Raw genomic sequence first — 23,117 nt, forward strand, 5'->3', positions numbered from 1 at the left:
TGATTAACTGGAGGTATTCATGATGAATACACAAGAGCAATCTCACTTTAATTCAATCTACCAATCTTACCTTAACGAACTGACCTTACAAGGAAAAAGTAATAAAACCATCGACAGTTATAGTCGCTGTATTCGCCAAGTGGCCACCTTCTTTGATGTCTGCCCTGTTAACTTAACCACCGAGCAACTTAAGACTTATTTTCACTACCTAGTGCTACATAAATCCTGGAGCATGGTTAAAATTAGTCGTTGCGCCATTCAGTTTTTATATCGCCATGTTTTAGGTCGGCCTTGGGTCTGGGTTAACATTGTTAAACCGCCCAAACAGCAAGTCATTCAAGCAGTATTATCCCTTAACGAAGTGGCGGCGATTATCAATACCACCCGTAAATTCCGCTATCAGGTATTTTACCTCACTACCTACAGCTTAGGTTTACGCTTAAGTGAATCGCTCAACTTGACCATTGCCGATATCGACAGTGAATTAATGCAGGTGCATGTACGTAATACTAAATCTAAACGTGACCGACTAGTGCCTTTACCGCAAACAACCTTATTGGCCTTACGACGCTATTGGCAAACTCACCGCCATCCAAGTTTACTGTTTCCTGGCAGGGTGGACCCTAAGAATAACGCCATTAAACCGTGGCTGATGGACAAGGGGGGCGTACAAAAAACCATTAAAATTGTCGCGAAAGACTGCGGTATTAGTAAGAATGTTCATGTCCATACCCTGCGTCATTCCATTGCGACACACCTGTTTGAGCACGGTTTGAGTTTACGTGCTATTCAAGTGTTCCTGGGTCACGCAAGTCCAATCACTACCGCCAGGTATACCCGCATGACCCAAGAAGCCAAACACAACAGTGCGATAATGCTTAATAGCATTATCAATACGTTGAGTATTCATTGGCAGGAGCAAAACCATGATTAACTTAGCAACCATTGCCAATAAATATCACGTTATGTTTGAACAGCGCTACGGTAAAAAGTTACAAGCCAAACACCACTACGCGCTTAAACAAATTATAGCCTGTCATACACCTGCTGCGGGAGCGATGTTATACCACTGCGGTGATTGCCATGAAGATAAAACCCTTTTGCCCTCTTGCGGTCATCGTCATTGCCCATCGTGTCAACATAAGTGCAACAGTCATTGGTTAGCGATGCAGCAACAAAAACTATTGCCGATCGATTACTACCTCGCCACCTTTACCTTACCAGCACAGTTACGCCCTTTTGTTTGGTCTCATCAAAAGTGGGCGTATCAGGCCATGTTTCTTGCGGCAAAAGAAACGCTGGATGCGTTCTTTAAGAACGATAAAAAACTCGGTGAATGCAACGGCTTAGTCGCGGTATTACATACGCATTCTCGGCAGCTTGATTTTCATCCCCACGTGCATTTTATTGTGCCCGCTGGAGGATTAAGTAAAAACAAAATGTGTTGGCTAACCAAAACAGGTAAATACCTTTTTACTGCGGATAACTTAGCAAAGGTCTTTCGCGGTAAGTTTATAGCAATGATGAAAGATGCCTCGTACTACCTACCAAACAAAACGCCTACCGAATGGAATGCTGACTGCGAATATGTCGGCAAAGGCAATGAAGCATTAACCTACCTCGCTCGGTATTTATATCGCGGCGTGATTAGCGAAAACAATATTCTCGCACTTGAAAATGATGAGGTCAGTTTTCAGTATAAAGACAGTAAGAGTAAAACGTTTAAAACCATCACCGAGCATGCTTGTAAGTTTTTGTGGCGAGTAATACAACATGTTTTGCCCAAAGGATTCAGGCGAGCGCGTAATTATGGTTTTTTACACGGCAATGCCAAAGCAACATTAAAACGTTTGCAGCTGCAATTAAACGTTAACTTGCCACCGCTGCAGCCAGTGATTAAAAAACCGGTGTGTTGTGACAAATGCCATCAACCGATGGAGCTTTACCTAATGCGCATTGCCAATAAAATCATCTTAGATGGAACGAGATAAAACAAGGATGTGTATTAACAGAGGGATTTGTGTGCGTAATGCTGTTTATTCACCAGCATCAATATGAATGAATTGAGGGTTATCGATGTAAAAACAACCAGGTTTTGTACCGAAAATTGCAAAGGGTTATGTTGCGATTGTGGCGGTACTCGCCCTAAAAAAACACCAACAACCATGGCATTAAAAGCCACCTACCTCAGTATTTATATATTTCCTATAAAGAGTACAGCTAATCGACCGAGCTTGTTCAACAACAGGATAAAGTTGCGGCTGCGCGCAACCTATCCTTGTTTATTATGTGTTTCTGCTTCCAGTGCCTTGGATAATCGAAGTAATGTTCTTTCATCCATGTGTTGGGCGTAACCTTTAACAATACTATCTATACGTTCATCACTGAATTCAAATAAATGTGAATTCACATTTATTGCCACTTTATCTAAAAATGGTTCAATATGTATTTTTACTCGATTATAAAAGTCAGTTAAAGAATTAAAATTAAACTCATACAAATCTTTAAACTCTTTAATTCCTTTTTTTTGAATCTCGCTACCAATTTCAGAAGAGTGTTTTATATTATTATTCACTATTCTTAACTGATTTACATATTCAAATTCTTTTATAGATGTAAACTCAATTTGTTTAAGTTTAAAAAAAGATTTCATATTATCCCAAGCAAACAAATCTCTTTTTTCTTCGCCAGGAAATGCCGTTCGAATTATTTCTTTTAAAATAATCTCGATATTTTTATATAAATATACAATTTGCATTTCCTTCATTGAAACCATTTGGCCATCAAGAATAAAAATAGTGTGCTGTATATCCGCTTGGTCATTATAAATATCAATTTGATCATTTGTGGGGTACGTATCATCTTCATCCGAATCTAAATCACCAAAATCAGCTAATAATTTTTGCTCATCATTTCTTAATTCGGCTATTCTTTGTTCTATCTCTATTTCTCTTGGTTTAATAGCTTCTTCATATGTAAAATCTATTTGTTTTGCTATATCAGTCAGAGCATTTTTTTTAAAGATAAATTGCCATTTTTTACTGTTCATCATTTCTAATATATTAGACACATTTCACCATACTTAATAAAACACATAACGCCCAAATAACGGGCTAAGTAATACTTGCTAAAATGTGAAACGAAGTGGAACCGAGCAAGTGTTACGTGTCCCAGTTGATTTGCTTGTTAGTTGCAACATACTTTCACCAAGTACAACAATAACTTAAACGCACCGTAATGAAAATACCAAACCGTGAATTTGAGCCATTACACTCACTATTTAGAGTGAATAGTTACGCTAATACACCTTTCAGAAACGTGATAAAAGTGACTAACTTATTCGCGGTAAAGCACCAAACAGTGAATTGGTGAAACTGAATTATTTAGCACTTAGACGATCTTTTTTATTAGCCAACTAACAGCTTATTATGGAGCCGATTCAGTAATGTCCGTTCCATAATTAAAATTTAATTTACATTAATGTCCCACAAATTCAATGCATTAGAAAGCACTGTTACCAATTATTTAATCAAAGGTAGAATATTACTAAGCCCGCGCAGTAATACCCATCATAGAAAACGGTATTAATTACAATAAGATCAATCAAATAGACCTTTATTGGTGTTTTTTGGTGTTTTACTGAGCCGGCTCATTAACATGACATAAAATATTCATTAGAAAATATATGGCAAAAACTTTAAGGCTAACGTCCGTTAAGCGCACTAAGGGAACATTATAATTTATAGCCATGTGTGCCAAATTCTAGACCGCTTAAGGATCAGCTTACCTATTTCATTCATTAGTTTTGTTTATTCGATTGGGTTTCTCCCTAAATAGATCATGTAGGAAACGACATTAGAAAAGGTAATACAAATAAGGCGGGTTACTAGCGGACGAAAAGGCGCACTGAATGGGATTTTGTGCCCATCCCCTCGAAATTAACCTTAAGGCTGTTTTTTGTACAATATGATATTTAGTTTAACGTCCCGTTTTATATAATATGTCCGATACTGCCTAGTATTGGCTTAAGCTATATTGCTTTAATCATTACGGATTAGCACAAATCACATCAAAGATAGTTCACATATTACGAACATCTAAGAGTCCGGTTATAATGTTCACATATTGAAAACCTTTGAGATTTATATGCACGTAATAGCTAGAAAAATTTTCAGTGATGCTATGAAAAAATTTTCCAATGATGCAGATGCTATTGAGGATTTATACAGACTACTTAATAGCGGTAAATTCAAAGAACCAAGTGAATTAAAAAAAGTAACACCTTCTTTAGATAATTTTAAATATAAAGATAAATGGTGGATGATCGATATTGGCGGTAATAACTTGAGGTTAATTGCATTTATTGAGTTTCGTCATAACCGTGTGTACGTAAGACATATTGTTAGCCACGCAGAATACGATAAATTAACTACACGCTATAGAAAAAAGGAACTGTAATGAATATTCAACATATAACAGATCTTGCTCAACAGCTTCAAAATGAAATGCCCTTTATTACTGGCATTAATTCAGCACAAGAAAACGAAGCTGCATTAGAATTGATTAATGAATTAACAGATGATTATGATAACAACTTATTATTGATTGATGTTCTATGGGCTAAAATTGAAGATTATGAAAATAATGCTTCTGAATTAGCAGCGTTTAATCAACGCATAGAAAATCTAAATAATGGCTCTTCAATGTTACGTTTGTTGATGGTTCAACACGGATTAAATACAACGTCCTTTGCTCAAGAAATTGGTGGAAAGAGCACAGTCTCTATGATTTTCAATGAGAAACGGAAATTAACAGTAGAACACATTGAAAAATTATCAGCCCGATTCGAAATCAGCCCTGCTCTATTCTTTTAAGTAGGGATGGGCACAAAACCCCTGAATACACTTTGGAGGCTCTGTTGTAGAACACTGTTGTCTATAATGTAACACACTGATTTAAAGAAAGGTGTTGCTGATGTGATAAGAGCGAGCTTCACAAGCACCCCCCGTGTCAGAATAGTTGTCACCCCTAAAGCGCCTTCTAAAATCAATGTTCGCTTTGTGAAAATTGAAGATTAAAGACCTAGCGCTATGGTTCTTATTTTTGTAAGTTGGCTAATAGCTTTTCACAGCTTGCTTTGAGTTGCTGTAATTCAGCCATTTGAAGTTGGCTTTTACAGAAAATCGCTTCTGGTACTGATTCAGCCTGACTTTTTAACTGCTGGCCTTGAGTGGTTAAAAATACCAATCTAACACGCTCATCTTCATCACTACGTTCGCGCGTTATAAAGCCTTTTGCCTCTAAACGTTTTAGTAAAGGGGTTAATGTACCTGAGTCGAGATGTAAGTCATGGCCGAGAGCCTTCACTTTGACCGCATGCTGTTGTTGATAAGCTCATATTATACCTCTGACTAAAAAGATTGTGCACAATCTACTTGTATTTTTCTTTTGAATCGACCTATAATCACCGAAATTAAATTGCGCACAAGTAAATTGTACACAAATAAATTGCTCGCAAACTAGTTACAGCAATTATAGTAAATACCTACTAATTAAACATGTTCAAAAGGAAATCATTATGACAACGCTATATACAACAACAGCAACTGCTTCTGCCGGACGTAACGGACGAGTAAGCACAGATGATAATATGCTCGACCTTGCACTAAGTTACCCAAAAGAGATGGGGGGAACGGGCGCAGCAACAAACCCTGAACAGTTATTTGCAGCTGGTTACGCTGCTTGTTTTTCAAATGCCATTTTACATGTAGCGGGAGGGCAAAAATTAAAATTAGCGACAGCACCTGTCTCTGCAGAAGTGGGTATTGGTCCTAATGAAGCGGGTGGTTTTGCATTAAGCGTTTCATTAGCGGTAACGTTAGAACTGGATGATGAGCAAGCAATCGCATTGGTTAAAACTGCACATCAAGTCTGCCCATACTCAAATGCCGTTAATGGTAATATAGAGGTGAAACTGACCGTCAATGGCATTGCATTATAATTCGCTTTATTTAGATAGTCATTAGACAGTAACAAACAAGGATTGATAAAATGAACACTCTGTTATTAACGGTTGGACGTGTTTTACTCGCATTATATTTTCTGGTTCCCGGTATCATGAAATTTGTATCTTGGGATATGCATATACAGCTAATGGAAAAACACAATATGCCATTTGTCCCGGTGTTATTAGCATTGGCGGGTATTTTCCAAATAGTCGCTGCTTTGATGCTTATTGCAAATCGATTTACCGGAATCGTCGCATTGTTATTAGCAGGCTTGGTGTTAGTCATTAATATTTCGTTGCATGATTTTTGGAATTTTTCGGGTCTAGATGGCGCACATGAAATGCAAAATTTCATTAAGAACTTAGGCATTTTTGCGGGATTATTGGTACTTTCTGGTCATTCCCTGCCGGCATTTTTACAAAAAGAAAAGTAATGTTTTTAATTTTCATAAAGTTTATGAGCAATGTAGTTGCTTAATAGTTAACGATACATAAAAAACGAATCTATATGATTCGTTTTTTATGGCTTCTTATAAATAATGATTGCGAGTAATAAGTCTATTTACCTCGGTATTTAGCCCCCCGTTGACAGTGTTGTAGCTAAGTGATTTTAGCCACCAATTTAGGGTGAAATTATTCATATTTTCTAAGGCACTAAGTGCCCCTTCCCGCCATAGAAATAGAAATTTATGTCGGCTATATGAACGGAAAGTTGACCTTAACATTCAGTAAGTCTTTATGTCTTCAATGCGCACTAAAGTGAACTTAACGATAGCCTTTTAAAAACAACCGCTAGAAATGAGCCCCTCCGAAATTTGTTCCAAAAAATCCAGGGAGCGTTTAGCTTTAGTCAGTAAAAGGTGCTGTTAGCTGATGATATCGCTAAGCGACTTTCTAACGCTGGCGACAATGGCTCTAACACACTGCATGCGCGAATAGTTTGGCCTAATGACCAAAGAGATACCACGTACCGGTACAGGTGCTTGAAATGCCCCATAATGAATAGTGTCACTGGCGACGTTGCCTTGCGTAGCCAGCGCGGGTAATAAAGTAATGCCCATGCCACTGGCCACCATATGGCGTAATGTCTCTAAACTGGTCGCTTGAAAGCTATTATCCTCTTTAGCGCCGGCAGCAAAACAATAGCCCATGGCTTGATCTTTAAGACAATGGCCATCGGCTAAGGTGAGTATTTTTTCACCTTGTAAGTCGGTCAGTGATAGCGATTTTTTAGTGGCCAGTCGATGGTTTTTTGGTGTTGCCAGCATCAGTGGTTCATCAAACAATTGGTATGATTCAAACTTTTCCATTTCGGCAAGATAAGGCAAAATTAGCACATCTAATTTACCCTCATCCAATTGCTGCAATAACACCTTGGTTTGATTTTCATGTAAGAAGAAATTGATGTTAGGTAAGCTAGTGTTTAGGTCGGCCATAATATGTGGCAATAAATACGGTGCTAATGTCGGGATCAAACCTAGATGCAAATCCCCAGCAAAAGGGTCAAGTAAAGCTTTCGCACAAGACTCAAATTGTCCTGCGGCTTGTAGCACTTTCCGTGCTTCTTGCACTAACTGCTCCCCTGCTGGGGTTAACATAACATTGCGGCGATGACGCTCGACCAGTTGCAAACCTAATTGTTGCTCTAGCTTCATTAACTGACCACTTAAGGTCGGCTGACTAACAAAACAAGCTAGTGCCGCTTTACCAAAGTGTTTGTGTTTATCTATGGCAGTTAAATATTCTAAATCGCGCAACTTAATCATAGCTACAACCTATCAATTAATAAGAAATAAAAGTAATAGGCTATGGTAATAGGTTCAGGTAATGAAAGCGAGTTCGCTGAGTAAAAGCTAGCTAAGAGCAAGCCAGAGGCCAACCGTTACCATTAAGCTACCAGCAATACGATTCAGCCATTTAATGTTATCACCACGACTTAAGAATATGCGTAAGCTTTTACCACCCGTAGCGTAAGCCATCATGCTGGTAAACTCTGTTACCATGATAACACCTAGCAAGAGCATTAATTGTGGTGCTACATCGCGCTCAACACTAATGAAAGGCGGCAGCAGAGATATCATAAAAGCCCAGCCCTTAGGATTGGCAATAGCGGTAACTAAGCCTTGAGAAAATAAAGCATAGCGACTGACATCGTTTAGTTCACCGCCTCCGACTGACATTTTAGCGGTTGAGCGCCACATATTAATGCCGATATAAGCCAAATAAGCACCACCTAGCCACTTCAACACCTCAAAGACACTAGGGTAGTTGAGCATAATACTGGCAACACCAAACACGGCAGCTATCGCAACAATAGCGACACCCAGAAGTTCACCAATCATCATCCACATTGTGCGACGAACACCGATACTCATGCCTAACGTCATAGCCAGCGTCATGCACATACCCGGCGTTATTGAGACAAAAAAGAATGTGGGAATAAATATCGCAAGCACAGCTAAATCAGGCATTTAATAACCCTTAAAATGGAAAGACAATAAAATTTACCGACACTTTAGCAAAAAAATGTGTCATGACTTTGAAATTAGCGATGAATGAAGAAATAAAAAATCCGCATGCGGGCTAGCGTTATAGAATAATCAGCAGAACCCTAATAATCATTACTGTGAGGAGCTAATGCGCCCCTCCAGCAAAGCTGATTATTATTTAACGTAACATAGTAAACCAACCCATAAGCATAGGTAGTAAAGGCATGGCCACCATTACCACAATAACCATTATTATATTAATGGCAGAGGTAGTATCTTTAAAATCTTCTTTGTGGTCTGACATGGTCTAGTATCCTGTACAGCAATTAATCAACTAAAAATAAGGCGCTAATTTTAGCCGATATTTATAATGATAGACAGTAAAACTATAATGATAGACAGTAAAACTTGATGAGGATCAAAGAAACAGCCTAGAATTATAATTGAAAGATCAGGGCGATAATAACAAAAACACTATCTAGCCAATAACTTACCGTAAATATGTCAGTACATTCCATGGCTCGCGCTCATTTTGGCTAGGCCATGGAAAAGTGAGCGTCTCACTTGTTGGCTAGGCTCACTAAGACCTTGTTGGTCGATCAATCCTCTTTAAAAATACCGACATAAGTCGCAGTGGTATTTGATTTAGAGGCGCGATACATACCTTTAGTATTAAATGGCAAGCTTATATTGCCTTGGGTATCTATGATGATCACCCCACCCGTACCGCCAATAGGAAAAAGCACGTCATGGATAACTTCTTTACCCGCTTGCTCAATACTCTTGCCTTGATATTTCACTCTGGCGCAAATATCAGCGGCAACGTTATAACGGATAAAGTATTCACCGTGACCCGTGGCTGAAACGGCACATGAAGCATTATCGGCAAACGTACCGGCACCAATCACGGGTGAATCACCAATGCGGCCATAACGTTTATTGGTCATGCCACCCGTAGAAGTACCGGCAGCAATATCGCCATACTTATCAAGCGCAACCGCGCCAACGGTACCCACTTTATATTCGGTATCTAGGGCAAAGTGCGCCGCTTGGTAATCTTTGTTTCCTTTTTGGCCGCGATTAGCCTCTTCAGCCTTTTTCATTTTTGCTTTCGCGCGCTGTAGAGATTTGTATCTATGCTCAGTATCAAACAGTTTGTTAGCGACTAAGTTTACGCCTTGAGTTTTGGCAAACTCTTCGGCGCCATCACCGCTAAGCATGACATGCACAGATTTTTCCATCACCAAACGTGCTAGGTTTATCGGGTTTTCAATATGTTTAACGCCCGCGACAGCACCTGCTTGACGATTTTTCCCATACATAATTGACGCATCCATTTCATGACTTTCATCATGGGTATAAACCGCGCCTTTGCCAGCATTGAAAAAAGGCGAGTTTTCTAGAATATTTATTGCGGCGGTTAACGCATCTAGGCTAGTTCCGCCCTGTTCAAGAATGGCATAACCTACCTCAACCGATTCTTGCAGCTTTGCTCGATAGGCGGCTTCTTTTTCAGGGCTGAAACGGTCTTTTTCAATAGTGCCGGCACCACCGTGAATGGCAATGGCAAAAGGTGCCTCTTGCGCTAACGTGCTATTAGCAAAAGCAGGCAAAAGTAAACACGTAAATAGCGGTAACATTTTTTTCATTATTAGTCCTCAGTAAGCTCTGCCAGTGAATAGCTAACAGCTAGCTTTGATGGTTAATCATTGCTCAGTAATCTGCATTAAAGTGCTCGATTTTACCACTCATACTCGATAAGTAGCGTCATTTTTCTGTTTAAATGCAGTCAATGACTATGCATTGACTGCATTTAATCGCTAAAGGGTCATGGCCAAAAGTTCAGCGGTAACGTTCAGCTAAATCATCATAATACTGGCAATAATATAAGCCACTAGCGTTAACGTGCCAGCAAAAAGCGCATAAGGCATTTGGGTTTTGACATGCTCAAGTAAATCACAGCCTGAAGCGATAGCCGACACACAGGTTGTATCAGAAATAGGCGAGCAGTGATCACCAAAAATACCACCACCTAAAATCGCAGCGATAACCAATGAAGGTGGTAAACCGAGCGCTTGAATTAAGGGTACACCAATAGGAATTAATATAGCAAAAGTGCCCCATGAGGTGCCGGTACTAAAGGAAATAACCGCACCGGCTAAAAACAACATTGGCACCACTAAAACTAAAGGTAAGTACTCACCAACGATACCGGCAATAAAGAACCCTGTGCCTAGTTCTTTTAAACTTGCACCAAGGGTTAAAGACATCAATACTATCGTCACTAAAGGCAATAATTCCCCTATGCCTTTAAAACCTATATCGATTAATTCTTGATGTTGAAAGCGTTTATAAAAACGCAATAAAGAGTAACTCACCGCCAAAGCAAAACAAGTAGCATAAAGCACAGATTTACTACCGTTGCCTTGGGTGATATCACCATCGCCACTCCAATACATAAAAAAGAACATCGCCAAGATCATGCTAAGCAGTGGTACTAACATAAAGCGTGCTTTAGTGGCTGGCACTATACTTTCTTGCAGCATTTCTTTGGAGAGACTTTGTTGTGGTAGCGCTGGTGCAACCGTCGAATAGTGAGCTTGCTCTTGCTTGGTCGACTCTAGCATTGCCGACTCTGCTACTAACTCGCTCGCGTCTGGCGATTTATTGCTTTGCTCATCCGCATTCAAGGCCAACTCTATCTCTTTCATCGGGCCATGTACTTTATCGGTAACAACCGTATAAACCACCAAAAGCAAAGTAATAATGGCATAGAAATTAAAAGCCACTGAACCCCATAAAATAGAGACCGAAGACTGACCTAGATCATAGTTATTCAATAACGCCAGCACATAGGCGCCCCAACCGTTAAGTAGCACTAAGATACATACGGGTGCACTGGTACTGTCAATAATATAAGCTAAGCGCGCTCGGCTCATTTTAAATTTATCGAATAAATCACGCGATAAAATACCCGCAGTAAGCACACTAAGGTTAGATTCAATAAAAATCACCATGCCAGTAAACATGGTTAAAGCGCCTACTTGTCTTTTACTCTTGGCAATGCCTTTATTGACTAATTTTTCCACGGTGGCGCTAACACCACCAGAGTCGCGAATATAAGCCAGTAAGGCGCCAATAAGTAGACTAAAAATCAAGATACGGGCATTACCGGCTGAGCTAACGACACTAATAATACGTTCAATAAAGCCGATAAAAGCATAAAATATAATATTACTATGCTGTTGTGATGCTAATAATAACTCAGCGGAAAACACGGCTGCCAGTAAAGCAAGAATGACTTCTTTTTTCCAAATAACAATAATAATAGCCACCAAAGGAGGCAACACAGACAACCATTCCATAAAAAACCTTACCACATGAGTTTTGAGAATTAAAAACAACGCAGGCAGTGTGTCAAATAGCTAATACCAAATCAAGTAAGTTTATTGCCACTCAGAAACTTATTTGAATTGGTGTAATATTCAATATATTCGCGAGGGTAAAGCAATAAAAAACCCGACAAAGTATCAATTTGTCGGGTTTATTGATGATGAATCGAATAATAAATTTTAAAAATTAATTAGTAGTAATCATCTTTTCTATTGTGTGCTTGTGGATCTTCAATAATATCGCTGATATTGACTTCAAAATTATTATTATTTTTACAATCAATCATATAAATGGTATGTGTTGAGCCATCAACCCAAGTAACCGTACCACTGCCTTTTTTACTGCCACATTTCATACCAATATGAATGTCTTTAAATTCCATAAGCCCTCCTCGATGCTAGCTTAGCAAGGTGTGCTGAGTTAGAGTTCACCACTACCAAGTAGTTCATTTTTTAACCACTTAACCTTTAAGTATAGTGTTGAAATGATGGACTGCTAGTAGATTACTACCCTGTTTTATCGGATAAATGAGGAAATTTTTCCAACTGACTCTATTGTATGAAAAATTTAAGTGAAAAAGCTGAGTAATAAAGACTCGTAATTAAAGATTAGCGAATAAAGAGATAGCTTGCCAACAAGAGACCTCGGCCATAACGGGTAGGATATGGCTTAAGGTAAAAATTCGCTACCCAGAGTACAACTGGCACTCGCACCCGTTACTGCTGGCATATTACTGATTAAGTTATGATCAAAAGCATAAGCGAGCCAAGCAAACGCCATGGCTTCAAGAATATCGCCATCTATGTTCAAGGCTTGCATAGTGTCTACTTTATAAACTGAGCCTGAGCGATTCAAATTGTCGGTAAGCGCAGCAACTAAGGCGCTATTATGCACACCACCGCCACATAAATAGACCTTAGCTTGTTTAGCCAGTGCCATAATGGCAGTACTAATACTTTGCGCGGTAAAAGCCAATAACGTTGCTTGAATATCTACGGCATTAGGGACGGCGTTAGGAACTGCAGAACAAGCTGGTGAGTTTGATTTTTCTTTAAAAGAGCTCAATTGTTGAGCTAGCCAAGCAAGGTTGAAGCATTCTCTGCCGGTACTTTTAGGGGCGGCAGCTTTGATGTAATCATCCGCCAACATCTGAGTCAATAGTGTTTGATTAACTTGCCCTGTTGTCGCCCAAGCACCATCGCGATCAAATTTATCATCACTGCTGGCATGATGTTTCAAAAACCAATCATCGAGCAAGGCATTGCCTGGACCGGTATCAAAACCTAAGATTGAACTCTTGGCATTTTGCGCTGGCAAAAAAGTAATATTGGCAATACCGCCGATGTTGACGACAAAATTAGCCTCATTACTCTCAGCAAATAATTGTTGATGAAAAATAGGTACTAAGGGCGCACCTTGACCACCTAAGGCCATATCCTTCCGGCGAAACTGACCAACAACACGAATGCCAGTTAAGGTTGCTAAGGTTTGACAACAACCTATTTGCAAGGTAAAGGGGTTAGCACCTGTGGGGCGATGGCGAATAGTTTGTCCATGGTTACCAATAGCAATAATATCGCTAGCGCTGAGATTTTCTTGTTTAAGCAGTGCGGTAATTGCTTGAGCAAATAACTGTGCTAATTCAACATCAAGATGAAAAGCACGATCAATTTCATTGCTGCCTGGTTGATAAAGTGAGGTGATTTTTTCACTTATAGCCGAATTGTAGTCTTGATAATAGCTGGCCACTAAGCGAGTTTGTTGCTTAGGATCCTTAAAGTCTACTAAGGCTAAGTCGATGCCATCAGCACTGGTGCCTGACATCAAACCAATATAATATTTTCCTTGTGCGGTACTTTTTTTATTAGTCATTTGGCGCTATATCGCTTGCTTGGGTCGAAAGTAATGCGTTTTTAGCGCCTGATAAGGCCGCAAGTCTTTCGACCGCCAACAAAGTAAACTTAGCTTTGTATTTCTTGGCAATAGGTCTCGCATCAGGCAGTTTTACCGTACGTGGATTGCGATGCACGCCATGAAGTAAAAATTCATAATGCAAATGAGGCCCTGCTGCTAAACCCGTCGCACCGACATAACCAATAACCTGCCCTTGTTTTACCTTTTGTCCTTTTTTAACGGCTGCCCGTTTATAAAAGTGCAGGTACTTAGTCACTATGCCATTACCATGCTGAATAAAGACATAATAACCATTATACTTACTATAACCTGCACGGGTTACCTTACCATTACCGGCGGCAACCACTGGTGTACCTTTTTTCGCTGCGTAGTCTATACCATTATGCGATTGCACACGCTTTGTTACTGGGTGACGGCGATTACGTTTAAAGCTAGAGCTGATGTATTTAAAGTTAACTGGCGCGCGTAAGAAGGCTTTACGCATGCTTCTACCATCAGGGCTGTAATACTCATCATCCGTAAAACGAATGGCTTGAAAGACTTCACCTTGGTTGGTTATCTCTGCCGCTAAAATATGGCCGGTACCAATATATTCGCCTTCAACATACTTCTTTTCATAGGTAATATGAAAACTATCACCTTCACGTATATCTAATGCAAAATCTATGTCCCAACCAAAAATATTGGCAAAGTTAATAATTTGGTTATCATTCAAACCGGCATGTAGACCAGCATTCCAAAAACTTGAATTGATGGTGCCGTAGCTAAAACTTTCACGTATTTCTACTTCTTTGCTTTCTCGGTGCGATTGATAACTATCACCCACTAAATTAATAAACAAGGTATCTGTTCTTGAAATAGGGTACTCAAGTGCTGCCAATTGCTGTGCGTCATTGCTAGCAACTCGCAATTTATCACCGACATTAAGCCTTTTTAATAACTTAACGTCTTTACCTTTAGCGGTACTCACCGCATACGTTGTTTGCGCGCTAAAACCTAAACGTTTTAATATCAACGCTAAAGAATCACCACTGCGCACTTTCACCGTTTGCCAGCTTAAATTAGCAAGCTCGGCTAAAGAGTCTGATATTTTTGCTTTACGTTGTAATTTTCCAATGGCTAAACTGCCATCTTGCTGGGTGCTGTGGGATTTAGCTAAAGACGGCAGTTGCACTGTTGGCACTTCATTATTAGCATTAGCAATACTGCGCTGTGGCAAAGCGCTTTGTTTGGGTGCTAACCCTGAGGGCACTATGTCTTCTGGCAAGGCGAGCTGAATACGTTGTCCAATTTGAACATTCTTAGTGTCGTAATGTTCTTCACTTGCAGGAAGGATTAATAACAGTAATAAAAAACAACTGCTGGCGATAATAATCCAGCGATGTTGTTTGGGAAGGTTTTGGAATATTTCTAATAATTTTTTTAACAAAGTACGACTCAAAACTTTAATAGGAGAACAGGGAAACTAAATTTACAACAAATTCAGGCAATACCAGTTCCATTAATTAGGTGATCAATTTTATATGTAGAAAAAATTGCAAAACACAAGGCATTTACTTTAATAACTAGTTGTTCTAATTATTAAATAAATAACGAAGTAGTTGGTAATTTTAGCAAATAGAAATGGTCCCATAGTTAGTGGAATTGGTATATTCTACTGACTATATCAAAACTACAGAAAAAATACTGCTATAACTGACCACATTCCTTTTTGCATATCGCACCGCGTTATCGAGCAAGTTATCCTACTCAACAGTTAATAGATTACAATTTTACTGACAAAATCAGTCATTCTTTGCTAAAAAAGCCATTATAAGGTTTTATCCCATCGGCAAAGTGCAGTAGAATTCGGCCATTAAATAAACTTTACCTAGCCAATATAACTACTCACTTACCGAAACTGTGCCGCCTTGTTTTCTGTGCACAGCTCAGTAGTTATCATTTAATAATAAGCTAAGTACCCAAAGCCAGTCAGTGGAGACCTAGATGACCGATGTTAATCAAGCATTTGCCGAGATAAAACGCGGCGCAGCAGAAATATTAGTAGAAGAAGAATTATTAGCAAAACTAAAAACCGGTAAACCACTAAAAATTAAAGCAGGTTTTGATCCAACCGCGCCAGATTTACATTTAGGCCACACAGTACTCATTAATAAATTGAGAACCTTTCAAGAACTTGGTCACGAAGTTATATTCTTGATTGGTGATTTCACCGGCATGATTGGCGATCCAACGGGTAAAAATGTTACTCGTAAGGCGTTAACTAAAGAAGATGTTTTAGCCAATGCTGAAACGTATAAAAAGCAGGTCTTTAAGATTCTTGATCCAGCGAAAACCACAGTAGTTTTTAACTCTACTTGGATGGATAAATTAGGCGCTGCCGGCATGTTAAAACTTGCCTCTCGTCAAACCGTTGCTCGTATGATGGAACGTGACGACTTTAAAAAACGTTACGCCAATGGCCAAGCTATTGCTATCCATGAATTTATGTACCCGTTAGTACAGGGTTGGGACTCAGTTGCTCTTGAAGCCGATGTTGAACTGGGCGGAACGGATCAAAAATTCAACTTACTTATGGGTCGTGAATTACAAAAATCTGAAGGTCAGCGTCCACAAACTGTGTTGATGATGCCATTACTTGAAGGCCTAGATGGCGTACAGAAAATGTCTAAATCATTAGGCAACTACATAGGTATTACGGATAGCCCAACAGAGATGTTTGGCAAAATCATGTCTATTTCTGATGTGTTGATGTGGCGTTATTACGAATTACTGAGCTTTAAACCACTTAGCGAAATTGAAGGCTATAAAACCGATATTGAAAACGGTAAAAACCCACGTGATGTTAAAATTGATTTAGCCAAAGAGCTGATTGCTCGTTTTCACGATGAAGCGGCAGCACAAGCGGCTCATGATGAGTTTATCAATCGTTTCCAAAAAGGCGCTTTGCCTGATGATATGCCTGAGCTAACCATTACCGCTGAAAATGGTGAAATAGGCATTGCTAACTTGCTTAAAGAAGCCGGCTTAGTGACCAGTACTTCTGATGCCTTTAGAATGATCAAACAAGGTGCAGCTAGAATTGATAGCGAAAAAGTTACTGAGCGTAGTTTAGTCATTACTGCTGGCACAACCGCAGTTTATCAAGTAGGTAAACGTAAGTTTGCTCGTATCACGGTAAAATGAAACTACAAGTAAGCATTAGAATTACGCTTACTTTGACTTAAATTATTACTTATCCTTAAAAACTTTATAGCTATAACTAATGCCACTTGTATAAACCAAGTGGCATTTTCATTTTTAGATTTTTTAAATATTGCGCTAGCAGTTATAATTTATGAATTCACTTTATCACCAAGAGTATATGGTATACATTATACCTTTATCAAATCACTAGAAAATCCATAACTTAAAACCTCAATTCGCAAGGATGCGTATGTTAAAAATCAGCGCTCCCTTCCTTATTAAGCATATATGTTATTTCTTTATTCAATAATAAAAATACTAAGGATAAGTATGAAAATCAACTTAATAAGCATTACCTTTTTAAGTATTATGTCCCTATTAACCACTTTTAGTCATACGGTTAATGCAGGTGCTCCGGGTGTCGAATGTGCTAGAGTACGAACAAGCTCGGGGGGTGGCTGGGTTTCTCAGCAAGTTTGTTGGATTAATGGTGGTGGTGGCGGCGGCGGAGGTGGCGGCTCTTACACTCCTCCCCCAAGTGGTGGTGGTGGTTCTTACACGCCACCTACAACACCACCTGTAGAAAATAGCTGTGCCGGTAACCCTGTTTTAATCGCTTCTGGTAAAAAGTATCAGCACAGTGTTGATCATACCTCCTCTAACGGTTGGTTAAATATTGAAAGGTTTTACAGCCAAACACAAAACCGTACAGGTATGCTGGGTAGTAAGTGGCAGACAAACCATGACTTAAGCATAAGTATACAAAAAAATTCACTTGGTGAAGCCGCTTATGCCACCTTATATAGAGCCAATGGTAGTAGTATTAATTTATTTTATAGTACTACTACAACCAACTGGCATTACTTAGATGGTCGAGTAGCTTTATTTAATTTTGTTAATGATGCGCAACTTTGGATATTTCAAAGTGACAAAGGTATTACTGAAAACTATACGTTAGAGGGTAAAATTAGCTCGCAATTTAATGTACAACGCCAAGGAATATTTTATCGTTATCAAGACAATAAGCTGGTTCAAATTAACAGCACTGGCGGTAAGTCTTTAAACATAACCTATAACGAGCAAGAGTTAGTTGCAGCAATATCGGTTGAGGGTGTTGAATATCAATACACATACTCAAATAATCTTTTATCATCGGTAACTCAAGCCGATGGCACTCGCTATCAATATTACTATGAAGATGAACGTTATAACGGGGCACTAACCCGTATTGATATTAACAATATAAACTATGCTCGTTGGCAATATGATGATCAAGCCCGTGCTATGTTCAGTGAACATGCTGGTGGCGCAGAACGCACAGAGTTTACCTACCATGATAACGAAAGTACCACGGTTAAAAATTCTTTAGGTAAAGAAACTACCTACCACTTCACTACCATTAACGGTAAAAAACTGCCTACCTTTATTGAAGGTCATGAGTCAGGTGCATGTTATGCGGCAAATAAAGCCTATAGTTATGACATTTTTGGTAACCAAGACAAAATTACCGACTGGCAAGGTAATATAACCGACTTTGACTTTAACAGTCGTGGTTTGTTAGAGCAAAAAACAGTAGCGTTTGGTACTGCTAATGCGCAAACTACTCATTACCAATGGCATAATCAATACCCCTTGCCCTTAAGTAAAACTACCGACCATACAACAACGTATTATCAATACGATGAAAACTTTAGACTCATTGAAAAAAGCACTACCGCGAACAATACTGGCGAAGTGCGCAGTTGGGCTTATAGCTATATTTTGCATGACAACGGCAATATAAAACAAAGCACAAGCAATGGTCCTAAAAGTGGTGACCAAGATGTCGTCATTCGTTTATACAACGAGCAAGGCTACCTTTTAAAAGTAAGCAATGCTTTAGGGCATCATCAAAAATACGGCAATTATAATGCGTTAGGCAAAGCAGGTTATAAAATAAGTATTAATGGGGTAAAAACCACCTTTAAATACGACAACAAAGGTCGTTTAATTGAATCTAAAGTAAAAGACAAAAACAAAGGTAATCAAAAAACTAAATTTAGCTACAACAGTTTAAATCAATTAATTGAAACTACCGCGGCAAATGGCGCTAAAACCTACTATCACTATAACGATGCTTATCAAAATACAGGGCACACCAATGCATTAGGTGATGAAATTCGTTTTACTTTAGATGCTGCAGGCAATGTCGTAGAAAAAACCGACATAAAAGACGAACAAGCATGGACATTTTCTGAGGGATGCTCTGCTGATAATGACGATGACTACAATCAGGATAATGAAAATGAACTAGCTTGCTCAGCATCTGAAAAACTCGTTCAAGAAACCTTGTTTGATACTAACATCAACAAATCTTATGATGCCCTTAGCCGAATAACTCAAGTGAACAGAGGTGGTGACATTGTTGGCAGCTTTAGTTACGATGCAAATAATAACTTAGTAAGCGCCATTGATGGCGAAGGCAAAGTGACTCGTTACGAATACGACAGCTTAAACCGCAAAATAGCGGAAACGGGTGCCGATAATCAAACGACCTATTTTCAATATAATCAACAAAATCTAATAACGCGTATTACTGACGCAAGAGGTAATAGCACCACTTATAACTACAACGATTTTGCTGAACTTATTGAACTGAATAGCCCTGATAGCGGTATCAGTACTTTTAGTTATAACGAAGCAGGAAACAAGCTGAGCCATACCCGTGCTGACGGAACTACCCTTACCTTTAGTTACGACATACTAGGACGTATTACTCAAACAAATCACAATGAAAATACGCTTTATAAATATAGCTATGATCAGTGTAAAAATGGTACGGGTAAATTATGCCAACTAAACGATTTAAGTGGTAAAACCAGCTATCGTTACCATAAAACGGGCGCGTTAAAGTCTAAAGAAATCACCTTAGCGAATAGTCAATATAAACTCAGTTATAAATACAATACGCAGGGCTTAGTTAGGCAGATATCTTACCCCAGTGGCTTAAAAATTAATTACCGTTACAACGAGTTAGGCGAGGTAATTAAAGTAAAGGCTAATGACGAAACCTTGGTGAGTAATATTGCGTATAAATCGTTTGGCGCAATAAAATTTTGGACTTTTGGCAATGGTCAACAACGTGCTATTCAGTACACCAACAAACAGCGTATTAGTCGTATTTTAGCCACTAACGTACAAGACTTACGTTACCAATACGACAGAGCAAATAATATTATTTCGTTAGAAAACCTGCGTTACGACCGCATTAATAACTTTGCTTACGATGTACTTAACAGGCTTACGGTTATTGCCGGTAATGAGTTCGCTAGCTATCAATACGACAGTTTAGGTAACCGCTTAACGGAAGAGCGTTTTGCCAACAGCGACCAATACCTGCTTGCCGCTGATTCTAACCGCTTATTATCAGTAAGCAATACCAATGGCGAGCGTGTATTTAGTTACGATGTCAATGGTAATATAGTTACTGACAACACAACTAATATTAACAAAGCTAACGTTAACAAAAACAGCGTTAACAAAGCCTTCATTTACAATGCTGAAAATCGCATGGTTAAATCAACCGTAAATGGCAAATCAACCTATTACCAATACAATGCCCACGGAAAACGAGTAAGCAAAACACTTGATGACGGTACTGTAATCCATTATATCTACGGTATTGCAGGTCAACTGCTCGCTGAAAGTAACAACGGCAACATTAGCAAAGAGTATATTTACCTTAATGATCAATTAGTGGCGCTGTATAATAACAAGGGCAACAATAGAAAAGGTAAGTCGAAGAAAAACAGTTCAAAGCACCAATACAAACACAAGAAATCACATAAAGAAATGTTATATGTTCATACCGACCATTTAGGTCGACCTGAAATTGTGACAGACAAACATCAAAACACCGTATGGCAAGCCAATAACAAAGCCTTTGACCGCGAAGTAATTCGTGATGACATAGGTAACTTGAATATAGGTTTTCCGGGACAATACTGGGATGAAGAAAAACAGTCTTGGTACAACGGCTTTCGCGATTACGACGCCACTATAGGTCGTTACTTACAAAGTGACCCTATTGGGGTTAATGGCGGTATCAATACTTATAACTATGTCTTGAGTAACCCGCTGACCTTTGTAGACATTTTAGGATTAGGACCTAAAGGTGGATTTCCGGATGATGGGCCTCGTGATAGTGGTGGGAGTAATTCTCCATGTAGCTATAATTTAAACTCTGAACAAGTGAATACTTTAACGCTTATAGCTCAATTATTAGAAGCATATAAAACGCAAACTAGTGTTTTGATTGCTGTACAAAATGGTTATAACTTGGGGAGTATATCTGCGGGCATACTTAAAAACACATTACTTTTAGGGTTGAGAGATATAGAATATTTTCAGCAAGTTAATATGCATATAGTGAGCGCTCAGGGCTCGGTTATAGCGTGGCAAAACCTTAGAATTGACTGGAACCAATATGGAGCAAGAAACAGCACGCCAGAACAGGTATTACAGAACTTTATCAACGGAGTTAATAAACCATGAAATATTTTTTAATATTAGTCCTATGTATATCGAGCACTACTTTTGCTAAGACTAATTTGGCTAATTGTTATGATTTAAACTTTAACATTGAGGGTAGTGAACTTGAAAAAGTAAAGCTGTATCTCTCGGGGAAAGGTGAAAAGGGTGCATACTGGCCGACTAAAGGAATTCTTGCTGCTTCAATAGGAGATATTGAATTCATTAAAAACAATGACTCCCCAGAGATCAGGTTTGATGCACTTTATATTGCTTTATCTGCTAAACCTGAGCTGTATAACGAGATTATTTCTTTATTTACTAATATCAATGAACGATCAAAAGATGGGCTTAGCCCGCTAATGATAGCGGTAAATTGTGGAAAAATTGAAATTGTTAAAGAGTTAATAGCCAAAGGTGCTGATATAAATCTTAAAGTTAAACCTAAAATTGTAAATTGCGACAGAGTTGAAGATAGTAATTCTAAAGCTGAACCTCATTACTGGAACATTTTAACGTTGGGGATAATGACTAAAAATACCGAATTAGTTAACTTGCTATTAATGGAAGGAGCTAGCTGTAGTGATGTTATATTATCAAATGGTTTAACAACTTTAGATATTGCGAAGAAAATGTCAACCAATGAAATAGTAGGTTTAATAGAGCAGTGTTTATCTAAAAAATAAATTAGCTATATGCTATTGATGAGGGCAATTAAAAATAACCGTTAATTGTCCTCAACTTTTCAGCTAGTTACTAAATTAGGCGTTCTATATCAGTATAAACAAGTGTTCATTTATACCCAAGCCAGCTCAAGATGCAACTGGAATTAGAAACGCCTTTAGGCAATACATTGATTGAAGAGAATAATTATTCAGGAGAATATGCTCCTGCATTCTCTAATAAGCTACATGCAGCGTTATTGTCGAAGTCAATTACGTAGCGTAAAGCAGTTCTAAACCAGTCAAAGACGACTAGTTTTTTATTATGTTAAAACTTTTTCTCTTCGCTCTCATTAGCTCTATTGGGGAGGCTGCTTAAAAACTCGTGAACCTCGACTGTAAAGTTACTGGTTTGCAACCAAGCAATGGCATCGGCTATGCCAAGAAAGACTTGTCGTTGATAATCACCTTCACTTTGCGGAATCATACTTTCAAGTTGCATGTTCTTCGTTGCCGCTGGCGTATAAATATGACAGTCTTTGATACAGCCATTTTTTTTAAATAATTGACAATGTTCAACGATATGCGGTTCTATTTCAGGAACACCTAACTCCCACTCGTAAAAAAAAGAGAGAATGGCCCACTGCTTACCTTTTAAGGGTAATGTCTTTTTGCTAAATTCTTGGCAATATTGCATAGCCGCCTCTTCATTCCAGCAACCACTAAACCACTGTAAGACATAATTACCTTTGACTAAAATCTGCCAATCACCATGTACTGAAAACATATGCTTTTGCCTAACTGGTTGTGCACTTAACTATCTATTAAAAGTTCTTTTTCAGCTGAAGTAAAGCAATGATTGAAAATTAAATATTAAGTTATATACCTATGTCTCTATTCCCATAAAATGTATAAGGTTTTATGAAAGAGCAAGGCGATAAAGTTTTTAAATTTTGT

General features: G+C 38.7%; 19 protein-coding genes and 1 pseudogene. 9 read left to right on the top strand and 11 right to left on the bottom strand.

The window, feature by feature from the left end:
- The first annotated feature begins 19 nt into the window (after positions 1-19).
- Together CMT41_RS16705 and CMT41_RS16710 are read left to right on the top strand one after the other, a co-directional pair.
- Positions 20-934, top strand: coding sequence for a tyrosine-type recombinase/integrase (locus tag CMT41_RS16705; protein WP_231733113.1), 915 nt, complete (start codon positions 20-22; stop codon positions 932-934).
- A complete protein-coding gene (locus tag CMT41_RS16710) occupies positions 927-1,991 on the top strand; it encodes an IS91 family transposase (protein WP_057183656.1) in 1,065 nt (354 codons plus the stop codon). The genes CMT41_RS16705 and CMT41_RS16710 overlap by 8 nt, the downstream gene beginning before the upstream one ends.
- Positions 1,992-2,272: 281 nt before the next feature.
- Here CMT41_RS16710 and CMT41_RS16715 read toward each other — a convergent pair whose 3' ends face one another.
- On the bottom strand, positions 2,273-3,070 hold the full coding sequence (locus tag CMT41_RS16715; RefSeq protein WP_157466392.1) for a hypothetical protein: 798 nt from the start codon (positions 3,068-3,070) through the stop codon (positions 2,273-2,275).
- A gap of 1,076 nt (positions 3,071-4,146) precedes the next feature.
- Here CMT41_RS16715 and CMT41_RS16720 point away from each other — a divergent pair.
- Entirely contained in the window at positions 4,147-4,458 is a 312-nt protein-coding gene (locus tag CMT41_RS16720) for a type II toxin-antitoxin system HigB family toxin (protein ID WP_057182896.1), read from the top strand.
- Positions 4,458-4,874, top strand: a complete 417-nt coding sequence (locus tag CMT41_RS16725; protein WP_058027899.1) for a helix-turn-helix domain-containing protein — start codon at positions 4,458-4,460, stop codon at positions 4,872-4,874. Before CMT41_RS16720 ends, CMT41_RS16725 begins: the two co-directional genes overlap by 1 nt.
- A 223-nt stretch (positions 4,875-5,097) precedes the next feature.
- Here the strand turns inward: CMT41_RS16725 and CMT41_RS16730 are convergent.
- A pseudogene (locus CMT41_RS16730) lies at positions 5,098-5,373 on the bottom strand (MarR family winged helix-turn-helix transcriptional regulator); the annotation flags it as partial.
- Between the two features lie 205 nt (positions 5,374-5,578).
- Between CMT41_RS16730 and CMT41_RS16735 the strand changes: the two are divergent.
- Complete coding sequence (locus CMT41_RS16735; protein ID WP_058027900.1) at positions 5,579-6,001, top strand: organic hydroperoxide resistance protein; 423 nt, start codon at positions 5,579-5,581, stop codon at positions 5,999-6,001.
- Between the two features lie 50 nt (positions 6,002-6,051).
- Positions 6,052-6,441: a DoxX family protein gene (locus CMT41_RS16740; RefSeq protein WP_057182902.1), complete on the top strand. Its 390-nt coding sequence runs from the start codon at positions 6,052-6,054 to the stop codon at positions 6,439-6,441.
- A 432-nt stretch (positions 6,442-6,873) separates the two neighbouring features.
- On the opposite strand, the gene oxyR is transcribed toward CMT41_RS16740, so the two are convergent.
- The 8 genes from oxyR to CMT41_RS16775 form a co-directional block, all read right to left on the bottom strand.
- A complete protein-coding gene (gene oxyR / locus CMT41_RS16745; RefSeq protein WP_057182904.1) occupies positions 6,874-7,773 on the bottom strand; it encodes a DNA-binding transcriptional regulator OxyR in 900 nt (299 codons plus the stop codon).
- A gap of 87 nt (positions 7,774-7,860) precedes the next feature.
- Positions 7,861-8,478, bottom strand: a complete 618-nt coding sequence (locus tag CMT41_RS16750; RefSeq protein WP_058027901.1) for a LysE family translocator — start codon at positions 8,476-8,478, stop codon at positions 7,861-7,863.
- A gap of 196 nt (positions 8,479-8,674) precedes the next feature.
- Positions 8,675-8,800 (bottom strand): hypothetical protein, encoded by a 126-nt coding sequence (locus CMT41_RS19760; RefSeq protein ID WP_257721029.1) that lies wholly within the window; start codon positions 8,798-8,800, stop codon positions 8,675-8,677.
- 295 nt (positions 8,801-9,095) lie between these two features.
- The gene (locus tag CMT41_RS16755) at positions 9,096-10,145 is read right to left on the bottom strand and encodes an isoaspartyl peptidase/L-asparaginase family protein (RefSeq protein WP_058027902.1); all 1,050 of its coding nucleotides are present in this window, start codon (positions 10,143-10,145) and stop codon (positions 9,096-9,098) included.
- Positions 10,146-10,355: 210 nt separating this feature from the next.
- Positions 10,356-11,861, bottom strand: a complete 1,506-nt coding sequence (locus CMT41_RS16760) for a Na+/H+ antiporter NhaC family protein (protein WP_057182910.1) — start codon at positions 11,859-11,861, stop codon at positions 10,356-10,358.
- A 218-nt stretch (positions 11,862-12,079) separates the two neighbouring features.
- Entirely contained in the window at positions 12,080-12,271 is a 192-nt protein-coding gene (locus CMT41_RS16765) for a hypothetical protein (RefSeq protein WP_057182912.1), read from the bottom strand.
- 287 nt (positions 12,272-12,558) lie between these two features.
- Complete coding sequence (locus tag CMT41_RS16770; protein ID WP_058027903.1) at positions 12,559-13,761, bottom strand: anhydro-N-acetylmuramic acid kinase; 1,203 nt, start codon at positions 13,759-13,761, stop codon at positions 12,559-12,561.
- The gene (locus CMT41_RS16775; protein WP_232299984.1) at positions 13,754-15,232 is read right to left on the bottom strand and encodes a peptidoglycan DD-metalloendopeptidase family protein; all 1,479 of its coding nucleotides are present in this window, start codon (positions 15,230-15,232) and stop codon (positions 13,754-13,756) included. Before CMT41_RS16775 ends, CMT41_RS16770 begins: the two co-directional genes overlap by 8 nt.
- A 557-nt stretch (positions 15,233-15,789) precedes the next feature.
- On the opposite strand from CMT41_RS16775, the gene tyrS reads away from it, so the two are divergent.
- The 3 genes from tyrS (at position 15,790) to CMT41_RS16790 (ending at position 22,184) form a co-directional block, all read left to right on the top strand.
- Positions 15,790-16,989 (top strand): tyrosine--tRNA ligase, encoded by a 1,200-nt coding sequence (gene tyrS, locus CMT41_RS16780; RefSeq protein ID WP_058027905.1) that lies wholly within the window; start codon positions 15,790-15,792, stop codon positions 16,987-16,989.
- A gap of 330 nt (positions 16,990-17,319) precedes the next feature.
- On the top strand, positions 17,320-21,522 hold the full coding sequence (locus tag CMT41_RS16785; RefSeq protein WP_058027906.1) for an RHS repeat-associated core domain-containing protein: 4,203 nt from the start codon (positions 17,320-17,322) through the stop codon (positions 21,520-21,522).
- Positions 21,519-22,184: an ankyrin repeat domain-containing protein gene (locus tag CMT41_RS16790; RefSeq protein ID WP_058027907.1), complete on the top strand. Its 666-nt coding sequence runs from the start codon at positions 21,519-21,521 to the stop codon at positions 22,182-22,184. Before CMT41_RS16785 ends, CMT41_RS16790 begins: the two co-directional genes overlap by 4 nt.
- A 304-nt stretch (positions 22,185-22,488) precedes the next feature.
- Here the strand turns inward: CMT41_RS16790 and CMT41_RS16795 are convergent, their stop codons facing one another.
- Positions 22,489-22,947 (bottom strand): hypothetical protein, encoded by a 459-nt coding sequence (locus tag CMT41_RS16795; RefSeq protein ID WP_058027908.1) that lies wholly within the window; start codon positions 22,945-22,947, stop codon positions 22,489-22,491.
- Positions 22,948-23,117 lie beyond the last annotated feature (170 nt).

The organism is Colwellia sp. MT41 (assembly GCF_001444365.1).
Classification (GTDB): domain Bacteria; phylum Pseudomonadota; class Gammaproteobacteria; order Enterobacterales; family Alteromonadaceae; genus Colwellia; species Colwellia marinimaniae.

Bases quoted from the DNA above. Each gene is read 5' to 3' on its own strand.
- CMT41_RS16705 (WP_231733113.1), top strand. From the start codon at position 20: ATGATGAATACACAAGAGCAATCTCACTTTAATTCAATCTACCAATCT.
- CMT41_RS16710 (WP_057183656.1), top strand. From the start codon at position 927: ATGATTAACTTAGCAACCATTGCCAATAAATATCACGTTATGTTTGAA.
- CMT41_RS16720 (WP_057182896.1), top strand. From the start codon at position 4,147: ATGCACGTAATAGCTAGAAAAATTTTCAGTGATGCTATGAAAAAATTT.
- CMT41_RS16725 (WP_058027899.1), top strand. From the start codon at position 4,458: ATGAATATTCAACATATAACAGATCTTGCTCAACAGCTTCAAAATGAA.
- CMT41_RS16735 (WP_058027900.1), top strand. From the start codon at position 5,579: ATGACAACGCTATATACAACAACAGCAACTGCTTCTGCCGGACGTAAC.
- CMT41_RS16740 (WP_057182902.1), top strand. From the start codon at position 6,052: ATGAACACTCTGTTATTAACGGTTGGACGTGTTTTACTCGCATTATAT.
- oxyR (WP_057182904.1), bottom strand. From the start codon at position 7,773: ATGATTAAGTTGCGCGATTTAGAATATTTAACTGCCATAGATAAACAC.
- CMT41_RS16750 (WP_058027901.1), bottom strand. From the start codon at position 8,478: ATGCCTGATTTAGCTGTGCTTGCGATATTTATTCCCACATTCTTTTTT.
- CMT41_RS19760 (WP_257721029.1), bottom strand. From the start codon at position 8,800: ATGTCAGACCACAAAGAAGATTTTAAAGATACTACCTCTGCCATTAAT.
- CMT41_RS16755 (WP_058027902.1), bottom strand. From the start codon at position 10,145: ATGAAAAAAATGTTACCGCTATTTACGTGTTTACTTTTGCCTGCTTTT.
- CMT41_RS16760 (WP_057182910.1), bottom strand. From the start codon at position 11,861: ATGGAATGGTTGTCTGTGTTGCCTCCTTTGGTGGCTATTATTATTGTT.
- CMT41_RS16765 (WP_057182912.1), bottom strand. From the start codon at position 12,271: ATGGAATTTAAAGACATTCATATTGGTATGAAATGTGGCAGTAAAAAA.
- CMT41_RS16770 (WP_058027903.1), bottom strand. From the start codon at position 13,761: ATGACTAATAAAAAAAGTACCGCACAAGGAAAATATTATATTGGTTTG.
- tyrS (WP_058027905.1), top strand. From the start codon at position 15,790: ATGACCGATGTTAATCAAGCATTTGCCGAGATAAAACGCGGCGCAGCA.
- CMT41_RS16785 (WP_058027906.1), top strand. From the start codon at position 17,320: ATGAAAATCAACTTAATAAGCATTACCTTTTTAAGTATTATGTCCCTA.
- CMT41_RS16790 (WP_058027907.1), top strand. From the start codon at position 21,519: ATGAAATATTTTTTAATATTAGTCCTATGTATATCGAGCACTACTTTT.
- CMT41_RS16795 (WP_058027908.1), bottom strand. From the start codon at position 22,947: ATGTTTTCAGTACATGGTGATTGGCAGATTTTAGTCAAAGGTAATTAT.